Source organism: Oceanobacillus sp. Castelsardo, from assembly GCF_001659985.1.
Lineage (GTDB): Bacteria > Bacillota > Bacilli > Bacillales > Amphibacillaceae > Oceanobacillus.
The window spans coordinates 70,827-87,824 of sequence record NZ_LYCS01000004.1; the positions used below are offsets into that span (position 1 = coordinate 70,827).

14 protein-coding genes, 1 other RNA gene and 2 other annotated features (1 of these 17 cut by a window edge) are annotated in these 16,998 nt (G+C 34.3%); of the genes, 2 read left to right on the forward strand and 13 right to left on the reverse strand.

The features are described 5' to 3' along the window. Nucleotides 1-42, reverse strand: a binding site (T-box leader); it reaches 169 nt to the left of the window's first position. Nucleotides 43-132: 90 nt separating this feature from the next. The 7 genes from A9178_RS08800 to cymR all read right to left on the reverse strand — a co-directional run bounded on the left by A9178_RS08800 (nucleotide 133) and on the right by cymR (nucleotide 7,503). Then, on the reverse strand, nucleotides 133-1,206 hold the full coding sequence (locus A9178_RS08800; protein ID WP_068674423.1) for an AI-2E family transporter: 1,074 nt from the start codon (nucleotides 1,204-1,206) through the stop codon (nucleotides 133-135). A gap of 43 nt (nucleotides 1,207-1,249) precedes the next feature. Then, nucleotides 1,250-1,441, reverse strand: a complete 192-nt coding sequence (locus tag A9178_RS08805; RefSeq protein ID WP_068674424.1) for a hypothetical protein — start codon at nucleotides 1,439-1,441, stop codon at nucleotides 1,250-1,252. Between the two features lie 292 nt (nucleotides 1,442-1,733). Beyond that, on the reverse strand, nucleotides 1,734-4,058 hold the full coding sequence (recD2, locus tag A9178_RS08810) for an SF1B family DNA helicase RecD2 (RefSeq protein WP_068674426.1): 2,325 nt from the start codon (nucleotides 4,056-4,058) through the stop codon (nucleotides 1,734-1,736). Nucleotides 4,059-4,070: 12 nt separating this feature from the next. Then, nucleotides 4,071-4,742 (reverse strand): tetratricopeptide repeat protein, encoded by a 672-nt coding sequence (locus A9178_RS08815; protein WP_068674428.1) that lies wholly within the window; start codon nucleotides 4,740-4,742, stop codon nucleotides 4,071-4,073. Nucleotides 4,743-4,758: 16 nt separating this feature from the next. After that, nucleotides 4,759-5,871 (reverse strand): tRNA 2-thiouridine(34) synthase MnmA, encoded by a 1,113-nt coding sequence (mnmA, locus tag A9178_RS08820; protein ID WP_068674430.1) that lies wholly within the window; start codon nucleotides 5,869-5,871, stop codon nucleotides 4,759-4,761. 6 nt (nucleotides 5,872-5,877) lie between these two features. Then, nucleotides 5,878-7,026 carry a cysteine desulfurase family protein gene (locus A9178_RS08825; protein WP_068674432.1) on the reverse strand — a complete coding sequence of 383 codons (1,149 nt, stop codon included), beginning with the start codon at nucleotides 7,024-7,026 and terminating at the stop codon, nucleotides 5,878-5,880. Between the two features lie 57 nt (nucleotides 7,027-7,083). After that, complete coding sequence (gene cymR / locus A9178_RS08830) at nucleotides 7,084-7,503, reverse strand: cysteine metabolism transcriptional regulator CymR (RefSeq protein WP_068674434.1); 420 nt, start codon at nucleotides 7,501-7,503, stop codon at nucleotides 7,084-7,086. 286 nt (nucleotides 7,504-7,789) lie between these two features. Between cymR and A9178_RS08835 the strand changes: the two genes are divergently transcribed. Both A9178_RS08835 and A9178_RS08840 read left to right on the forward strand, forming a co-directional pair. Continuing rightward, on the forward strand, nucleotides 7,790-9,067 hold the full coding sequence (locus tag A9178_RS08835; RefSeq protein ID WP_068674436.1) for a replication-associated recombination protein A: 1,278 nt from the start codon (nucleotides 7,790-7,792) through the stop codon (nucleotides 9,065-9,067). A gap of 291 nt (nucleotides 9,068-9,358) precedes the next feature. Continuing rightward, nucleotides 9,359-10,036: an RsfA family transcriptional regulator gene (locus A9178_RS08840; RefSeq protein WP_068674438.1), complete on the forward strand. Its 678-nt coding sequence runs from the start codon at nucleotides 9,359-9,361 to the stop codon at nucleotides 10,034-10,036. Nucleotides 10,037-10,091: 55 nt separating this feature from the next. Here A9178_RS08840 and ssrS read toward each other — a convergent pair. The 6 genes from ssrS to A9178_RS08865 form a co-directional block, all read right to left on the reverse strand. After that, a non-coding RNA gene (gene ssrS, locus A9178_RS08845) (6S RNA) lies at nucleotides 10,092-10,275 on the reverse strand. 90 nt (nucleotides 10,276-10,365) lie between these two features. Continuing rightward, the gene (gene aspS, locus A9178_RS08850; RefSeq protein WP_068674440.1) at nucleotides 10,366-12,147 is read right to left on the reverse strand and encodes an aspartate--tRNA ligase; all 1,782 of its coding nucleotides are present in this window, start codon (nucleotides 12,145-12,147) and stop codon (nucleotides 10,366-10,368) included. Next, nucleotides 12,140-13,423 (reverse strand): histidine--tRNA ligase, encoded by a 1,284-nt coding sequence (hisS, locus tag A9178_RS08855; RefSeq protein ID WP_068674892.1) that lies wholly within the window; start codon nucleotides 13,421-13,423, stop codon nucleotides 12,140-12,142. The genes aspS and hisS overlap by 8 nt, the downstream gene beginning before the upstream one ends. A gap of 69 nt (nucleotides 13,424-13,492) precedes the next feature. Further along, nucleotides 13,493-13,709: a binding site (T-box leader), on the reverse strand. Nucleotides 13,710-13,763: 54 nt separating this feature from the next. Then, complete coding sequence (locus tag A9178_RS19145; protein WP_197482170.1) at nucleotides 13,764-13,937, reverse strand: hypothetical protein; 174 nt, start codon at nucleotides 13,935-13,937, stop codon at nucleotides 13,764-13,766. 240 nt (nucleotides 13,938-14,177) lie between these two features. Beyond that, complete coding sequence (gene dtd, locus A9178_RS08860; RefSeq protein WP_068674442.1) at nucleotides 14,178-14,624, reverse strand: D-aminoacyl-tRNA deacylase; 447 nt, start codon at nucleotides 14,622-14,624, stop codon at nucleotides 14,178-14,180. A gap of 30 nt (nucleotides 14,625-14,654) precedes the next feature. After that, nucleotides 14,655-16,856 (reverse strand): RelA/SpoT family protein, encoded by a 2,202-nt coding sequence (locus A9178_RS08865; RefSeq protein WP_068674894.1) that lies wholly within the window; start codon nucleotides 16,854-16,856, stop codon nucleotides 14,655-14,657. Nucleotides 16,857-16,998 lie beyond the last annotated feature (142 nt).

The window sequence follows — 16,998 nt, forward strand, 5'->3', positions numbered from 1 at the left end:
AGAGCCAAACTATCATGTACTTTTCACTTTCAACGTTTTTATTCATTTATTGATATAATTTTCCTTATTCCATTACTTTATACTTTAAGAAAATTAAGCTTTCCTAAAGTATAAAAAATATTGAAGTACTTGTCAATTACGAACAGGAACTGTAAAAATATGTTTCATAATGACTTTAATAATCGACAATACTGGAACTGCTAAAATCATTCCTATGACACCGAACAGTTGTCCACCTAATAAAAGTGCAAAAATAATCGCAACAGGATGAATTGCCACACTTCTACCAACTATGTATGGAGATAATAGATTCCCTTCTATTATTTGAATAATGAAAATACCAATAACGGCAAATAAAACTAATTTAACAGAATTTGTCGTTGTAAAAGCGATAATAACAACAGGTATTGCACCAATGATCGGTCCAAAATAAGGAATAATATTCATTACTCCCATAATAATGGCTAATATCAAGGAGTAATCAAAATTTAAAATCTTAAAAATAATAAATGCGGTTAAACCAACAAAGAAACAAACAATAAATTGTCCACGAATATAATCACCTAGACTATCATCTATCGCATGAATAATTCTAGTTGTTCGTGTTTCATACTTTATAGGAATAAATCGTTTTAAGAATTTTTTAATTTTGTCATAGTCCTTTAAAAAATAAAATACTAGTACTGGAATTACTGTAATAGTAATAACCATATCAAAAACTTTTGTAAAACCGCCAATTAATTTTGTTAATAATTGATCTAATGAACCTTCGATATTAATAAAAAACTCATCCATTTTATCATGTACCGTCTCTGGCATAAACGCGGTGTATTCATATAAACTATAAATCATCGTTTGATACGTTTTTGTCATTTCTGGTAAGTGATCAGCTAAATCCTGAATTTGATGAACTATCAATGGATAAAGTTTATACACTAAATATCCAACTCCACCAAAAAACAAAATATAAATCAGTAAAATCGCTATTCCCCTATGAATGTTATAACTACTAAGTTTTTCGATAATCGGATAAAGCAAATAAGCGATTAAGCAAGAAATTAAAAACGGGGTCAACAACTTCCATAAAAAGGAAAAGACTTTACCATAATAAGGAAAGGTTTTTATAAGTAAAAAAGCAAAAAGAATGAATAGTACTCCAATAATAAGCCAATATATAATTGATATTCTCTTTCCATCATCAAACATCATTTGACCCTCCTTAGCTTTATTTTTTTACAACTAAGGAGTTCTATTGTAATCTAAGTTCCTCATCGGAAAATAAATCATTTAATGAACTTAAACTACCATCCGCCTCTATTTGATGAACTGCTAACTCATTATTTACAACTGTCATTTCAATGAAACAAGACCAACAATAATAATTTTGTGCTCCAATTTTTCCAATGTCCTTGCTATTACAATTTGGGCAACGCAATACCATCTAAACACCTCTTTTTAAGATACGTTTTTTTAGAAAAACTCACATTCGTTCGTTCTTTAGCGAAGCAACTCCCTGGATTACTACTTGAATTTCTTCTTAAACATACTTCCTGTAGCTTTGCGAGGAGGACGCTTCCCTGAATAATCTTGCAACACAACGAGCACATTTGTGTTAGTTTTTCTTATACTTGGAACGTTAAAATTTTAACTACGTCGTAATGCTTCTTGCTAAAATTTTATAATTTCCTAACGTACAATGATAGGCTTGCCCATTTTTTTCTAAAATATACTTTTTACTCCATAAAATCATATGGAGATAGCTCTTCGTCGTTATTTCCTGTTTCGATGATTTTTATTTTTTCAATATCCAGTCTTTTGGAAAGTCGTTCTTTTAGTGAGGTAAATCTCCTATTTGTATCGATGGTTTGGATACCTTTTATAAAAGCCTTTCTTTCACCGCAGATAATTAAAGAATCCTTGCTCCTTGTAATGGCAGTATATAATAAGTTTTTTCTTAGCATTCTATGGTAGGTTGAAACTACCGGAAATACTACAATTGGAAATTCACTTCCTTGTGATTTATGGATAGAAATACAATATGCGTGTGTAAAGTTTACATAGTCTTTTCTTGGATATACTACTTCCCTATCGTCATAAGAAATGACTATTTGTTCTTCATTTTCCTTATTTTCGTCTGTCTTAAAGATAGCCACAATTTCGCCTATATCTCCGTTATAAACCCCATCTTCCGGTTGATTCACTAATTGAATGACTCTATCGCCAACACGATAAATAACGTCTTGGAATCTTACTTCTCTTTTTCCTTTTTTCTTTGGATTAATCAATTGCTGAAGATGTTCGTTTATAACTGTTATCCCCGCTTGGGAGCGATACATCGGTGCAAGAACTTGCATATCATTGTAATGAATACCTTTAACATTCGCCTTCTCAAAGATAGTTGTAATCGCCTGAATCATTTGATATTCATTACACGAAATAAAACTGAAATCCTTCGCGTTTTTTAAAGATTCAACTGTACAATTATTATTTTTAATTTCATGTGCCAGTTGTATAATCTTTGATCCTTCTTTTTGCCGGTAGACTTCCTTCAAGCTAACAGAAGGAATATATCCACTATTTAATAAGTCGGATAATACTTGTCCGGGGCCAACGGAAGGGAGTTGATCCTCATCACCAACTAATAATACTTGCATATCATCTGGTATAGCTTTAAATAAACTATTTGCTAACCAGATATCAACCATGGAAAACTCATCGACAATTAAAAATTTCCCGTCTAACTTCTCATTTTCTCCTTTATCAAATTCATTCATACCGTTCCAACCTAAAAGTCTATGAATCGTTGAAGCTGGAAGACCAGTGGATTCATTTAGTCGTTTTGCAGCCCTTCCAGTAGGAGCAACTAAAACAAATGGAAATTCAGCTTTATTTTTGTAGTCAGCAAGGTCTAATGAAAGGTTAAATATGGCAGCATATGCCTTAATAATCCCTTTAATTACCGTTGTTTTCCCAGTTCCCGGTCCACCTGTTAAGATCATTATTTTAGAATGAATTGCCTGATTAATTGCCTCAAATTGTTCTTTTCCATAACTTAACACTTCTTGTTCTTCTATTTCCCCAATAATTTTCATTAATTCAGCTACTGGAGTATGTTCATCATTTTCATTTTGGATTATTCTATTTAAGTGGGTTGCAAAGCCATCTTCCGCATAATACAAGGATGGCAAATAGACATTACCTTCCTGAATAATTACCTTCTTTTCTTGATTTAGTTCGTCTAGTCTATTTGCTATAAGGTTGTCTGTTAAATCAACACTTGAAGCAAGTAGATCCTTCACTTCACTTACACAGAAATCAAGCGGTATATATACATGGCCATCTTGTACACTTTTTTGCAAAACATAAATACATCCCGCACCTATTCGGTTAGGATGTGTTAACGAAAGTCCGTTCTGTTTTGCAATTGCATCCGCTGTTTGAAAACCAAATCCTTCAATATCAAATACAAACTGATAAGGATCCTCTTCCATGTTTTCAATCGTTGATTGTTTATAGGTAGCAAAAAGTTTTTGTGCCATCTTTAAACCGATTTGATATTTTGATAAATAAAGAACCACATGTTCAAATCCTTGATTTTCCTGAAGACTCTGTACTAAATGATCTCTAGTTTCTTTTTTCAAACCTTTGATATCATGAAGACTTTCTGGATCATCTAATATTTTTGAAATAGCATTCGAACCCAATTTTTTTACGATTCTTGATGCTAATCTTTTACCAATACCATGAAACAATTCGCTTGAAAGATACGCTATAAGTCCATCCTTTGAATTAGGTACAAAAGTTTGATAGGAGACAACATTATATTGTAATCCAAATTTGGGATGGCGTTCAAATTCCCCATAAAAATAGTAAGATGTTGCTTCTATCAAATTTGAAAAATACCCTTTTATGACAACATCTTTTTCTTTAAAATCTTCATTCGTCTCTATAACCTTTATTTTGGCTATGGAAAAATGTTCATGCTCATTGTGAAAAATCGTATATAATAATTCACCTTTAATATACTTTTTATCTTCCAAATTATGAACACTTTCCATAGTAAACCCCCACTATTCGTTGCTATTTTCTTCTAACAGGCTTTCCACATTCGTCTTTCCGTTCATTGCAAGTAGATGATCTGGTTGAATTCTTAGTGCTTTATTAAAGCAATCTAATGCATCTACCATATTTTCATTAAATAATTCGATGACTCCTAGATTATAGTAAGAGTCAGAATGATTTGGATTTAGTTTCAATACATCCAAAAACACTTGTTTTGCATCGTTTAGAATATTACTTTGCGCCAAGGCAAGCCCATACTGAAAAAGAATATCATCATCTTTACGGTTCAGCTCACTCGCCCTTAGTAAATATGGTAATGAAAGCTTGAACTGTTCTTGATTCATAAATGATAAACCCAACATAAAATATACATCAGCTTCATTCAGCCCTAACTGTTCAGCTTTTTGAAAGTTCGTTATGGCATGGTCAAATTGTGATTGTTCAAAGTAAAGATTACCAAGTCCATAAAAAGCTGTTGCACTATCATTATCCAATTCAAGTGCTTTATTAAAAAAACGCTCGGCACGTTCATATTCCTTTAAATGCAGCAATAGGTTACCAAAATTTATATAACCTAGTGGATCAGTTGGATTTTCCTCAATTACTTCATTAAATAGTCTTGCCGCTTCTTCATATTTTTGTTCTTGCATATAAGTAATGCCTTGTGTATTTTTATCCATATAAAAACCCCTCAACCTAACCTACATACGGAAGTGCTTCATTATTTTTTATAATCTCATCTATTGTTCCTCCGCCAAGGCATACATCCCCATCGTAAAAAACAACTGCTTGGCCAGGTGTAATGGCACGTTGATTCTCATGAAAATCAACTTTTACTTTACCATCATCCATTAATGTAACTGTAACCCCACTATCTTTTTGACGATAACGGAATTTGGCCGTACAAGTAAATGTTTTTTCTATATCATTAGGATTAATCCAGTTCACGTCAGTCGCAATTAGTGATTCGGAATACAATTTATCGTTGGAATATCCTTGTTCCACATAAAGCACATTTTCCTTTAGATTTTTACCTACCACAAACCAAGGATCTCCTGCACCACCAATACCAAGCCCTTGTCTTTGGCCAATAGTATAATACATTAACCCATCATGACGTCCTTTAACTTCCCCATCTAATGTTCTCATTTCTCCTGGTTGAGCTGGAAGATATTCACTTAAAAATTGCTTAAAGTTTCGTTCGCCAATAAAGCAAATTCCGGTAGAATCTTTTTTCGTTGCGGTAACTAATCCTGCCTCTTTCGCAATTTCACGTACTTTGGGCTTCGGTATTTCCCCTAGAGGAAACATCACTTTACTTAATACTTCTTCCGATAATTGATTTAGAAAATAAGTTTGATCCTTATTATCGTCAACACCTTTTAACATTTGTACCTGTCCATCTACTTCCCTTACACGAGCATAATGACCGGTTGCTAAATAGTCTGCCCCAAGAGATAAAGCATGGTCTAAAAATGCTTTAAATTTTATTTCCTTATTACACATCACATCTGGGTTTGGCGTTCTTCCAGCCTTATATTCATCTAGAAAATACGTAAATACTTTATTCCAGTATTCCTTTTCAAAGTTAACAGAGTAGTATGGGATGTCCAATTGATTACATACTCGAACAACATCATCAAAGTCTTCTGTTGCCGTACAAACACCAAATTCGTCCGTATCATCCCAGTTCTTCATGAAAATGCCAACTACATCATAGCCTTGTTCCTTTAATAGTAATGCAGCTACAGATGAGTCGACACCTCCACTCATACCTACTACAACACGTATATCTTTATTATCCTTCATTTATTTTCACTTTCCTTTTGTTAATCGATTTACTATTTTCGCAACACGCTTTGCTGCGTCTTTAACATTTTCATCTGTATTAAAGATTCCAAAACTAAATCGAATAGAATTAGTCGTGCAGGGGTTATCTTTTCCAAACATAGCAGAAAGTACATGTGAAGGGTCAACACTACCAGCTGTACAAGCACTTCCACTAGATGCGGCAATACCTTCTAAATCAAAATTAGTTAATAACTGCTCCACGTTCGTTCCAGGGAAACTAATATTCACAATAGAAGAAATCTGTGAATTATAATCTCCATTTATTTCGAATTCAACATCATTTTCATTAAGTTCGTTCAAGAATATTTTCTTATATGAATGATATAGTTCCCTTCTTTCTTCTTTCTTCTTCATCGCTATTTCAACCGCTTTTTGAAACCCAACTATACTTACTACATTTTCAGTTCCGGGGCGTCGTTTTCGCTCTTGTTCTCCACCAAAATGTAGCGTTTGAATAGCTATACCATCTTTTACATATAAAAAACCGACACCTTTAGGGCCATATATTTTATGGGAGGATACAGTTAATAAATCTATCCCTAATTCCTTCACATTAATATCTAATAGACCATAAGCTTGTACTGCATCTGTATGAAAATAAGCTTGATGATTCATTAAAAGTTTGCCAATTTCTATAACTGGTTGGATGATACCAGTTTCGTTATTTACATACATAACAGATACGATGATAGTATCGTCCCTTAAAGATTTCTTCAAATCTTCCACACGAATCTTACCATCCTCATAAACAGGTAAATACGTAACATCAAATCCACTTTCTTCTAGAAACTCTGCTGTGTGAAGCATTGCATGATGTTCTTGATTAGTCGTTATAATATGGTTCCCTTTATTTCGGTTAGCGAAAGCTGTTCCTATTAAAGCTAGATTATCTGCTTCCGTTCCCCCACTAGTAAAGATAATTTCCTTCTCATTCGCATGAATACTTTGAGCCATGACACGTCTCGCTTCATCTAACAATTGTCTTGCTTTTCTTCCAAATGAATGAACACTTGAAGGGTTACCGAATGTTTGTTGATAAATGGGAATCATTGCATCTATTACTTCTTGCTCCATTGGGGTCGTTGCAGCATGATCCAAATAAATTGGTTCCATTATCTTCTTTCCTTTCCTACATAACACTCACTGCTTACTATTCGTTTTAATATTCTATTAAATATAAAACATATAAGCTTGTTGTTTTTCACCGTCACCATAGTTTTTAAGGTCCTCTAGAGTTGTTTTATCTAATACATCTTTTATTGCATCGCGAATTCTCCCCCATAATTCCTGTTGGGCTGGTGGTTCATCTTCAATACCTTCGACAAGGGTAATAGGTCCCTCTAATACACGAACAACATCTCCTGCGGTTATATTTTTTGCATCTTTAGCTAATACATAACCCCCATAAGCACCACGAATACTTTTAATAAGTCCAGCGTTACGTAATGGAGAGGCTAACTGTTCTAAGTAGTGTTCTGATAAATCATTGTCTTTTGCTATAGATTTTAATGAAGTAGGGCCCTCTCCGTGCTTTTTAGCTAAATCAATCATAATAGTTAATCCGTATCTTCCCTTAGTAGATATTTTCATTATACGCACCTCAATTTTATAAAACTCTTTATTTGTTAGATTCTTTTTTTATTATTAGACAAACTTTACTTTTTTAGATTGCGAATATTCCTCGAACATAACCATTAAAAACACCATTGTAAACTAGTATGTCCGTATATACAATACTTGATATTATAGCATGAACACCATGCCTCTTGCATTTATGTCGAATTGGAATTAAGCTTTATACTAAAAATATCATAAAATAAGTGGCATCAAAAGGGATATATGATGGATGATCCACTTTGGCAAGGGGGAGCATTAAATGAATCACAAACCATTGGCCTATCGTATGCGCCCGACAGATATAGACGAAGTAATCGGTCAAAAACACCTAATCGGGGAAGGTAAAATTTTATATCGAATGGTTAAAGCTAATCTATTATCTTCTATGATTTTGTTCGGACCACCTGGAACAGGAAAAACCTCTATGGCAACAGCATTAGCTAGAACTTTAAGTCTTCCTGTAAAATTATTAAATGCTGTTACGGATAAAAAGAAAGATATGGAAATAGTTGTAGAAGAAGCAAAGATGCGGGGAAACATGGTTTTAATTCTTGATGAAGTTCATCGTCTTGATAAAGCGAAACAAGATTTTCTCTTACCACATTTGGAAAGTAATTTAGTTACCTTAATTGGTTGTACAACTAGTAATCCATATCATGCCATTAATCCAGCAATAAGGAGTAGATGTCATTTATTTGAACTACATCCACTAACAATAGAAGATATTCGTACGGCTCTGACACGTGCCATACAACAAAATGAGAAAGGATTCGGATCAAAAGATATACATATTAGTGAAGAGGCACTAAATCATTTCTCGTTTGCTTCCGGAGGCGATTTACGTTCATCTTTAAATGGATTAGAGCTGGCAGTCCTTTCAACACCTGGTGATAAAAATAATAGAATTGAGATTACATTAGAAATAGCTGAGGAATGTATGCAGAAGAAAAGTTTCTCTCACGATAAAAATGGGGATGCTCATTACGATGTTATTTCAGCTTTTCAAAAGTCGATACGGGGCAGTGATGTGGATGCAGCTTTGCATTATTTAGGGCGCTTAATTGAAGCAGGTGATCTTGATAGTATTGCAAGAAGAATGATTGTTACTGCATATGAAGACATCGGTCTAGCCAATCCCCAGGCTGGACCAAGAGCAATAGCGGCTGTTCAAGCGGCAGAACGATTAGGTTTTCCGGAAGCACGAATCCCTTTAAGCGTTGCTATTATTGAACTTTGCCTTTCTCCAAAATCTAATACTGCTTATAAAGCATTGGATCATGCACTAGCTGATATTAGAGGCGGAAAAGCCGGTGAAATACCTGCACACCTTAAAGATACTCATTATGAAGGTGCAAAAAGTCTAGGAAGAGGTATAAATTATCTTTATCCACATAATTATGATAGCGGTTGGGTAGACCAACAATATTTGCCTGATTCTATAAAAAACAAACACTATTATCAACCTAAGAAATCTGGTAAATTTGAACAGGCCTTAAAACAAGTCTATGATAAAATTAATCAAGAAAAAAGAAATTAAAAAACTTGGCACAGCTATTGGACTGATGAATACCCAAGATGCATTAACCTTTATGGAGGGACGGGTAATCGGGGATCCAGAATAAGAAAGTTTATACTTTTCTAATAGCCAAGGTATAATTCCTATTTCTGGCGGCAAGAATAATAAAAACTTCACCTTGAGAAAATCTTTAAGAAATATTTAAACATGGTGAGATTAATATCCTATTAGACTAATGATTAAGTACAAGTAGTTATAACTGCAAAAGTACAAATCTATTGATTTATGTCGCTAGAAAAGGAGTTGTAGATAATGGCAAAAGTTAGACAAGATGCTTGGTCACATGAAGATGATTTGTTATTAGCGGAGACTGTATTACGTCATATTAGAGAAGGTAGTACACAATTAAACGCATTTGAAGAGGTTGGGGACAAATTAAATCGCACTTCTGCAGCTTGCGGTTTTCGTTGGAATGCAGAAGTTAGACAAAAATATGATAGCGCGATTGATTTAGCCAAGAGACAAAGAAAAGAGAAAAAACGTGCACTAGCAAAACGAACCGGGCACTTCCAACAACCAGTAATGGCGTTACCTTCTAACTTAGAAGAGATTACTAATGAAAACATCATCTATCAACCAGAAGAAAGCAGCAATGAAATACAGGTACCAACCATTAATTTGGACATGGTAATACAGTTTTTAAGAGAATTGAAAAAAGACTATCATGCTTCTAATCAATCAAAAGCATCATTAGAACAAACACAAAATGAAAACAACGTGTTAAAAACGCAAGTACAAGATTTAGAAAAACAATTAGAGCATACTGAAAATGAAATGAATTCGATTAAAGAGGATTATCAAGCTTTTATTCAAATAATGGAAAGAGCTAGAAAGATGACTGTTCTTGAGGATCAAGGAACGATAAAAGCCCCTACATTTAGAATGGACAAAAATGGTAATCTAGAGCAAGTCGCACAAGGATCTAATTAAACAAAAAAGCTGCCTTCCGATGAAGTCAGCTTTTTTTCTCTCGCTTATGTATATACCCAATCCCGATTATGCCGTCCATTTTATGTTTTGATCCCGCATTAAGCAGGTGGGTGCTCTATTTTATATTTATTATGGTTCCGACTCTTGTACGGCATCCACGCAATATAAAAACTTGAAGCTCCCTTTTAATTATGTTGTTCGGTCAAAATACGTTAAACGAACAAACATATCAGGATTAAGTATGTTTAAACTTTGTAAATTTATATTATCATACGAATATAATTTTTGCAATATTCTTTTTGTTCATAATTAACAAAATGATGGATTTTTTAATTTTTATCCCCAACAAATGGTTCGTTTAAATTAATTCCAAGTTCATTTAGCTGTGCGTTACTCACTTCACTTGGAGCTTCTGTCAATAAATCAGAAGCCGAAGAAGTTTTAGGGAATAGAATTGTATCACGCAAGTTAGACCTTCCTGCTAATAACATAATCATACGGTCTAACCCAAGTGCAACACCTCCATGTGGTGGCGCACCAAATTCTAATGCTTCTAGTAAGAATCCAAATTGCTCTTGCGCTTGCTCTTCTGTGAATCCTAAAGCTTTGAACATTTGGTTCTGTACTTCACGTTTATGAATACGAACGGACCCTCCACCAAGCTCATAGCCGTTTAAGACAATATCATATGCATTAGCACGAACATCTTGTGGTGCTGTTTCAAGTTTGTCTATATCACTTTCAACTGGTGAGGTGAATGGATGGTGAGCAGCCGTATATCTTCTTAACTCCTCATCATATTCAAGTAACGGCCAATCCGTTACCCATAAAAAGTTAAATTTAGATTCATCAATAAGATTTAATTCATGTCCTAATTTTAATCTTAATGCTCCTAAACTATCGTAAACAACGCTATTCTTATCTGCAACGAATAAAAGTAAATCCCCATTTTTTACATTAGCTTTTGCAATTATACCTGATTTTTCATCATCACTTAAGAATTTCACAATTGGACCTTTTAATTCATCTTCTTCTAGTTTAAGCCATGCTAATCCTTTTGCACCATATATTTTTACAAAGTCGGTTAATTTATCAATATCTTTTCTAGAATAATTGCTAGCCTCTCCTTGAACATTTAGTAGTGCAACTTTACCATCCGTTTCCACCGCTTGTTTAAATACTTTGAAGTTGGAATCAGCAACTACATCCGATACGTGAACTAATTCAAGTCCAAATCTAGTATCTGGTTTATCTGAACCAAATCGATCCATCGCTTCTAGATAAGGCATTCTTGGAAGTGGTAATTCGATGTCGACTTCTTTTACTTCCTTCATCACTTTTTGCATCATACGTTCTGTCATTTCCATAATTTCATCACTCGTTAGAAATGATGTTTCAATATCCACTTGAGTGAATTCGGGTTGGCGATCTGCTCTCAAGTCTTCATCACGGAAGCATCGAGCAATTTGATAATATTTTTCAAATCCACTCATCATAATCAATTGTTTAAATAATTGAGGAGATTGTGGTAATGCATAAAATTCACCTGGATGTACACGACTAGGAACGAGATAATCACGAGCTCCTTCAGGTGTACTTTTCGTCAAAATTGGTGTTTCCATTTCCAAGAATCCTTCATCATTAAGGAAATTACGTATTGCTTGTGTGGTATGATGACGTAATTTAAATGTATCCTGTAATGCACTTCTACGTAAGTCCATATAACGATATTTCAAACGTAAATCCTCGGATACATCTGTTTCATCTTGGATGGTAAATGGCGGTGTGTTTGATTTATTTAAAATGTCAATTTCATGAGCTATAACTTCTATCGTTCCTGTTTTGATAGCAGGATTATAAGTAGATTCATCACGCGCCACTACTTCCCCTTTAATTTCCACTACATATTCCGATCTAATTTTATCCGCAATTTCTAAAGCTTCTTTAGAAAAGTCTGGGTTAAAGACAACTTGGACGATACCAGAAACATCGCGGAGATCAATAAAAATTAATCCCCCTAAGTCACGTCTTCTTTGTACCCAACCTTTTAGTAGAACTTTTTGACTTATATGATCTTCTATTAATGAACCTGCTAAAAATCGTTTATCCATTTTGTTTGCCTCCTTGAAGCTTGTCCTTCATTACATCAATTAATTTTTCTATTGGAACTTCTGTTTGCTCACCAGATTCCATAGATTTGACATTTACGATGTTTTTTTCTAATTCATTTTCACCTAAAATTAAAACATATTTTGCGTTTAATCGATCGGCAGATTTGAACTGTCCTTTCATTTTTCGATCCTGGTAATCTTTATCTACCTGAATTCCATTCCATCTTAATTCATGAACTAAGCGTACTGCTTCATTAACCGATTGTTCTCCTACTGCAACAAAATAACAATCTAATTCTTCATCCAACGGAACCGTGATACTTTCGGCTTCTAATGCCATTAATAGTCTTTCTAATCCCATTCCAAAACCTATACCCGGTGTACTCGGTCCACCTAATTCCTCTATCAAACCATTATATCTTCCGCCACCAGCTAATGTCGTTATGGCACCGAAGCCTTTTGCATTACTCATAATTTCAAAGGCAGTGTGGTTGTAATAATCCAGTCCACGAACTAAATTAGGGTCTACTTCATATTCAATTCCCATACTGGTTAAATGTAATTTCACTTGTTCAAAATATTCGTTGGAAGATTCATTTAGATAGTCTAATATTGAAGGAGCAGTCTCCATAGCCGGATGTTCTCTATCCTTTTTACAATCTAATACGCGAAGTGGGTTCTGCTCTAATCTTAGCTGACAGTCTTCACAAAGTTCTTCTTTATGTGGTGTAAAATGGTTGATCAATGCATTTCTATGATTTGTTCTACTTTCTTTATCACCTAAAGAATTAATGACTAATTTCAATGATTTTAATCCAAGTTCCTTGTATACGGTCATAGCTAAATCAATAGCCTCCGCATCCACAGCCGGATCATCACTCCCAAGAACTTCCACTCCAAATTGGTTTAATTGACGCATTCTTCCTTTTTGTGGACGTTCATAACGGAACATTTGGGCAAAATAATATAATTTAACCGGTTGATTTGCTTCACCAAATAATTTATGTTCTACAAATGCACGGGAAACAGCGGCTGTTCCTTCTGGCCTAAGGGTTAAACTTCTCCCCCCACGGTCATTGAATGTATACATTTCCTTTTGAACAATATCAGTGGTATCCCCTACTCCGCGTGAGAATACTTCCGTATGTTCAAATAATGGCGTTCTAATTTCCTCATAATTAAATCTACTACATATATTCTTTATCTTTGATTCCACATATTGCCATTTTTTAGCATTTTTCGGCAAAATATCAACTGTACCTCTAGGCGCTTTCATATTCAATTGTTTTACCTCCCGAATTCCAATTATTTTTATGTATAAAAAAACCCTCATCCCCTATTTAATAGAAGGGACGAGAGTTTGCCCGCGTTGCCACCCTAGTTAATGCCTTTACGCATTCGCTTTTCACAGTTAACGCCTGCAAAACGTTCATACCTACTATATTTCGATACAAATCCTAAGGAATGTCTTTCATTAGTACGTTCTGCGAAGATGTTTTCAGCCAAGACATCTTTTCTCTTTTCAGCCGTTCCCTAATTACTCTTTCCCTCAATGGATGTAAGCTATTAAATCTAATCATGAATGAATATAATAATAATCTTTAATTTTTGTAATGTCAAGAGCGATTTAACTTTTTCTTTAACATTTTCACTTCACCAATAGAAATCCCGAATTCCTCTGCTATTTCCATATAATTAGCATGCCCTTCGAGGTCATTAAACCGATGTAAATCAACACCAAAAATATCCTTACTATTTCCTGCAGACCATTGTTTATCTTGTAATCTCAATTCGTCTCCTCCTTTAGTTATTATAGCTTTGCCTAAAGAAGTGAATTTTATTATACGAAGGGGAAATATTATATTGGATAATGATTCGATGGTTCAGGAGGATAAGTTATTTGCTTTATTTAAGTAAAATATTGAGTTTCTTAGTAGGCGTCTTTATTATATCAAATAAAGAAATAGCCAAAATTAAAAAGAAGGTTGTCTCAAAACTAAAAATAGCTCCATTAAGACAACCTTCTCTTATCATTTATCTTTAGTGTCTATAATAAAAGTTACCGGGCCTACATTCGTAAGAGCAACATCCATCATTGCTCCGAACTTTCCCGTTTGAACAGAGATTCCTTGTTCTCCTAGTTTTTCATTAAACTTTTCATACAACTCGTTGGCAAAATCCGGTTGTGCTGCTTTTGTAAAACTCGGCCTTCTTCCCTTTCTTGTATCACCATAAAGGGTGAATTGGGAAATGGATAATATGCTACCACCAATGTCTAAAAGAGAATCATTCATTTTCCCATTTTCATCCTCAAACACTCTTAAATGAATGATCTTCTTTACAAGATAGTCCATATCTTCCTCATTGTCTTCATGTGTTACACCTAAAAGAACAACAAATCCATTATCTATTTCCCCAATGATTTTTCCGTCTACTTTTACATTTGCATTTCGGGCACGTTGTATTACGGCTTTCATAAAAAATCATACCTTCTTTACAATAGATAATTAATGCAATACTCTTGTTACACTATATACATCTTTAATTTGTTTAATCCGTTCCACTATTTTTCTTAAATGTTGTGTATTATGAATTAGAATCGTTATTTGGATGGTTGCAATTCGATTTCGATCTGCTTTTCCATTTACATGAGTCATGTTCGTACGCATTTCATTCACCGCTTGTAAGACTTCATTTAAAAGACCTCTACGGTCGTAAGCAAATACTTCTAAATCTACATGATAGGTCTTATCAACCGTCTGTTCATTTGTCCAATCAACCTGCAGAAAACGTTGTTTAGCTTCTTCCGTTTGTACATTTGGACAGTCTGCACGATGAACGGATACTCCTCTTCCTTTCGTTATATATCCGGTAATTTCGTCACCCGGCACTGGACTGCAGCATTTAGCTAGTCGAACTAAAAGGTTATCAACACCCTCAACACGTACACCTGAGTCTTTTTTATTTAACTTCCAATCATTTACTCCTGATTTTGATTCATTTATTTTCTTTTCTAAATCTTGTTCTTTTTGTTGTGCTTCCCGTATCTTTTCCGTTAAACGGGTTGCAACTAAAGCGGCTGTAATCCCTTGATACCCTACTGCAGCATACATATCCTCTTCATTCACAAAATTAAAACGCTCTAATACTCGTTGCAAATTATCCGGGGTTAGTACATCTTTAGGTCGTATTCCTAATGCACGTATCTCTTTTTCAACCGCTTCTTTTCCTTTAAGTACATTTTCTTCTTTACGTTGTTTTTTGAAAAACGCTCTAATTTTACTTTTTGCTTGCGATGTTTGGGTTATCTTTAACCAATCATGTGAAGGACCATAAGAATGTTTAGATGTCATCACTTCAATAATATCGCCATTTTTCAATTTGTAATCCAATGGTTCCATCTTCCCATTAATCTTGGCTCCGACCGTTCTATTACCTATTTCCGTATGAATTTTATAAGCAAAATCAAGTGGAACGGAACCTGAAGGAAGTTCAATTACATCTCCCTTTGGTGTGAAAACATAAACCATATCAGAAAACAGATCAACTTTTAGTGATTCAATAAATTCTTCAGCATCATGTGCGTCACTTTGCCATTCAAGAATTTCTCTAAAGAGTGTTAGTTTCTCTTCAAATGATTTAGTGCCGTTCTTAACTTGTTTTCCTTCCTTGTAAGCCCAATGAGCTGCTATTCCATATTCGGCAATTTCATGCATTTCTTTTGTTCGTATTTGAACTTCTAAAGGATCTCCTTTTGGACCAATAACAGTTGTATGAAGTGATTGGTAAAGATTTTGCTTCGGCATGGCAATATAATCTTTAAATCTACCAGGCATTGGCTTCCAGTTCGTATGAATGATCCCAAGTGCTGCATAACAATCCTTGATACTATTTACAATGATTCGAACTGCTAACAAATCATATATCTCATTAAACTGTTTATTTTGTTTTGCCATTTTTTGATAGATGCTATATAAATGTTTCGGTCTACCTGATATCTCCGCTTCAATATTTACGTCTCGTAATTCCTTCGTCAATCCTTCAATTACTTCCTTAATATAAAACTCTCGCTCTTCTCTTTTTTGCTTCATTAAATGGACAATACGGTAATATTGTTGGGGATTTAAATAGCGTAATGCGGTATCTTCTAATTCCCATTTAATTGTTGAGATACCTAATCGATGAGCTAAAGGAGCAAATATTTCGATTGTTTCCTTTGCCTTGATACGTTGTTTTTCTGGAGGCAAATATTTTAACGTTCTCATGTTGTGTAAACGGTCAGCTAATTTTATTAAAATAACCCGAATATCTTTTGCCATCGCTACAAACATTTTTCGATGATTTTCTGCTTGCAAATCTTGTTTTGACTTATATTTAATTTTTCCTAATTTCGTAACACCATCAACTAGCATAGCAACTTCATGATTAAATTCTTTCTCGATATCGTCCAAAGTAATATCAGTGTCTTCTACCACATCATGAAGAAAGCCACCTACAATCGTTTCTGCATCCATTTCTAAATCGACTAAAATCCCTGCGACTTGAATAGGATGAATGATATAAGGCTCACCTGATTTTCTAAATTGCTCCTTATGTGCTTCTTTCGCATATTCGTATGCACGATTAATAAAAGCTATTTCTTCTTGATTAAGGTATTTGCTAGCTTTTTGAGTAATGTCTTCTATTGTATAGTTGCTGTCTTTTGGCATATAATCACCTTTATTGAATTTTAGAAAACGAAGGCATTCGCTAATAGGATGGCCGGATGCCTTTGTTGCATTTACGCAGGAAGAAAGTTTATATTTATCACCAAGGTGAAATCCTAATACTAAGAGAGTATAGGAAAAAACT

Excerpts from the sequence above, each read along its gene's own strand:
- A9178_RS08800 (WP_068674423.1), bottom strand. The coding sequence starts at position 1,206 with ATGTTTGATGATGGAAAGAGAATATCAATTATATATTGGCTTATTATT.
- A9178_RS08805 (WP_068674424.1), bottom strand. The coding sequence starts at position 1,441 with ATGGTATTGCGTTGCCCAAATTGTAATAGCAAGGACATTGGAAAAATT.
- recD2 (WP_068674426.1), bottom strand. The coding sequence starts at position 4,058 with ATGGAAAGTGTTCATAATTTGGAAGATAAAAAGTATATTAAAGGTGAA.
- A9178_RS08815 (WP_068674428.1), bottom strand. The coding sequence starts at position 4,742 with ATGGATAAAAATACACAAGGCATTACTTATATGCAAGAACAAAAATAT.
- mnmA (WP_068674430.1), bottom strand. The coding sequence starts at position 5,871 with ATGAAGGATAATAAAGATATACGTGTTGTAGTAGGTATGAGTGGAGGT.
- A9178_RS08825 (WP_068674432.1), bottom strand. The coding sequence starts at position 7,026 with ATGGAACCAATTTATTTGGATCATGCTGCAACGACCCCAATGGAGCAA.
- cymR (WP_068674434.1), bottom strand. The coding sequence starts at position 7,503 with ATGAAAATATCTACTAAGGGAAGATACGGATTAACTATTATGATTGAT.
- A9178_RS08835 (WP_068674436.1), top strand. The coding sequence starts at position 7,790 with ATGAATCACAAACCATTGGCCTATCGTATGCGCCCGACAGATATAGAC.
- A9178_RS08840 (WP_068674438.1), top strand. The coding sequence starts at position 9,359 with ATGGCAAAAGTTAGACAAGATGCTTGGTCACATGAAGATGATTTGTTA.
- aspS (WP_068674440.1), bottom strand. The coding sequence starts at position 12,147 with ATGGATAAACGATTTTTAGCAGGTTCATTAATAGAAGATCATATAAGT.
- hisS (WP_068674892.1), bottom strand. The coding sequence starts at position 13,423 with ATGAAAGCGCCTAGAGGTACAGTTGATATTTTGCCGAAAAATGCTAAA.
- dtd (WP_068674442.1), bottom strand. The coding sequence starts at position 14,624 with ATGAAAGCCGTAATACAACGTGCCCGAAATGCAAATGTAAAAGTAGAC.
- A9178_RS08865 (WP_068674894.1), bottom strand. The coding sequence starts at position 16,856 with ATGCCAAAAGACAGCAACTATACAATAGAAGACATTACTCAAAAAGCT.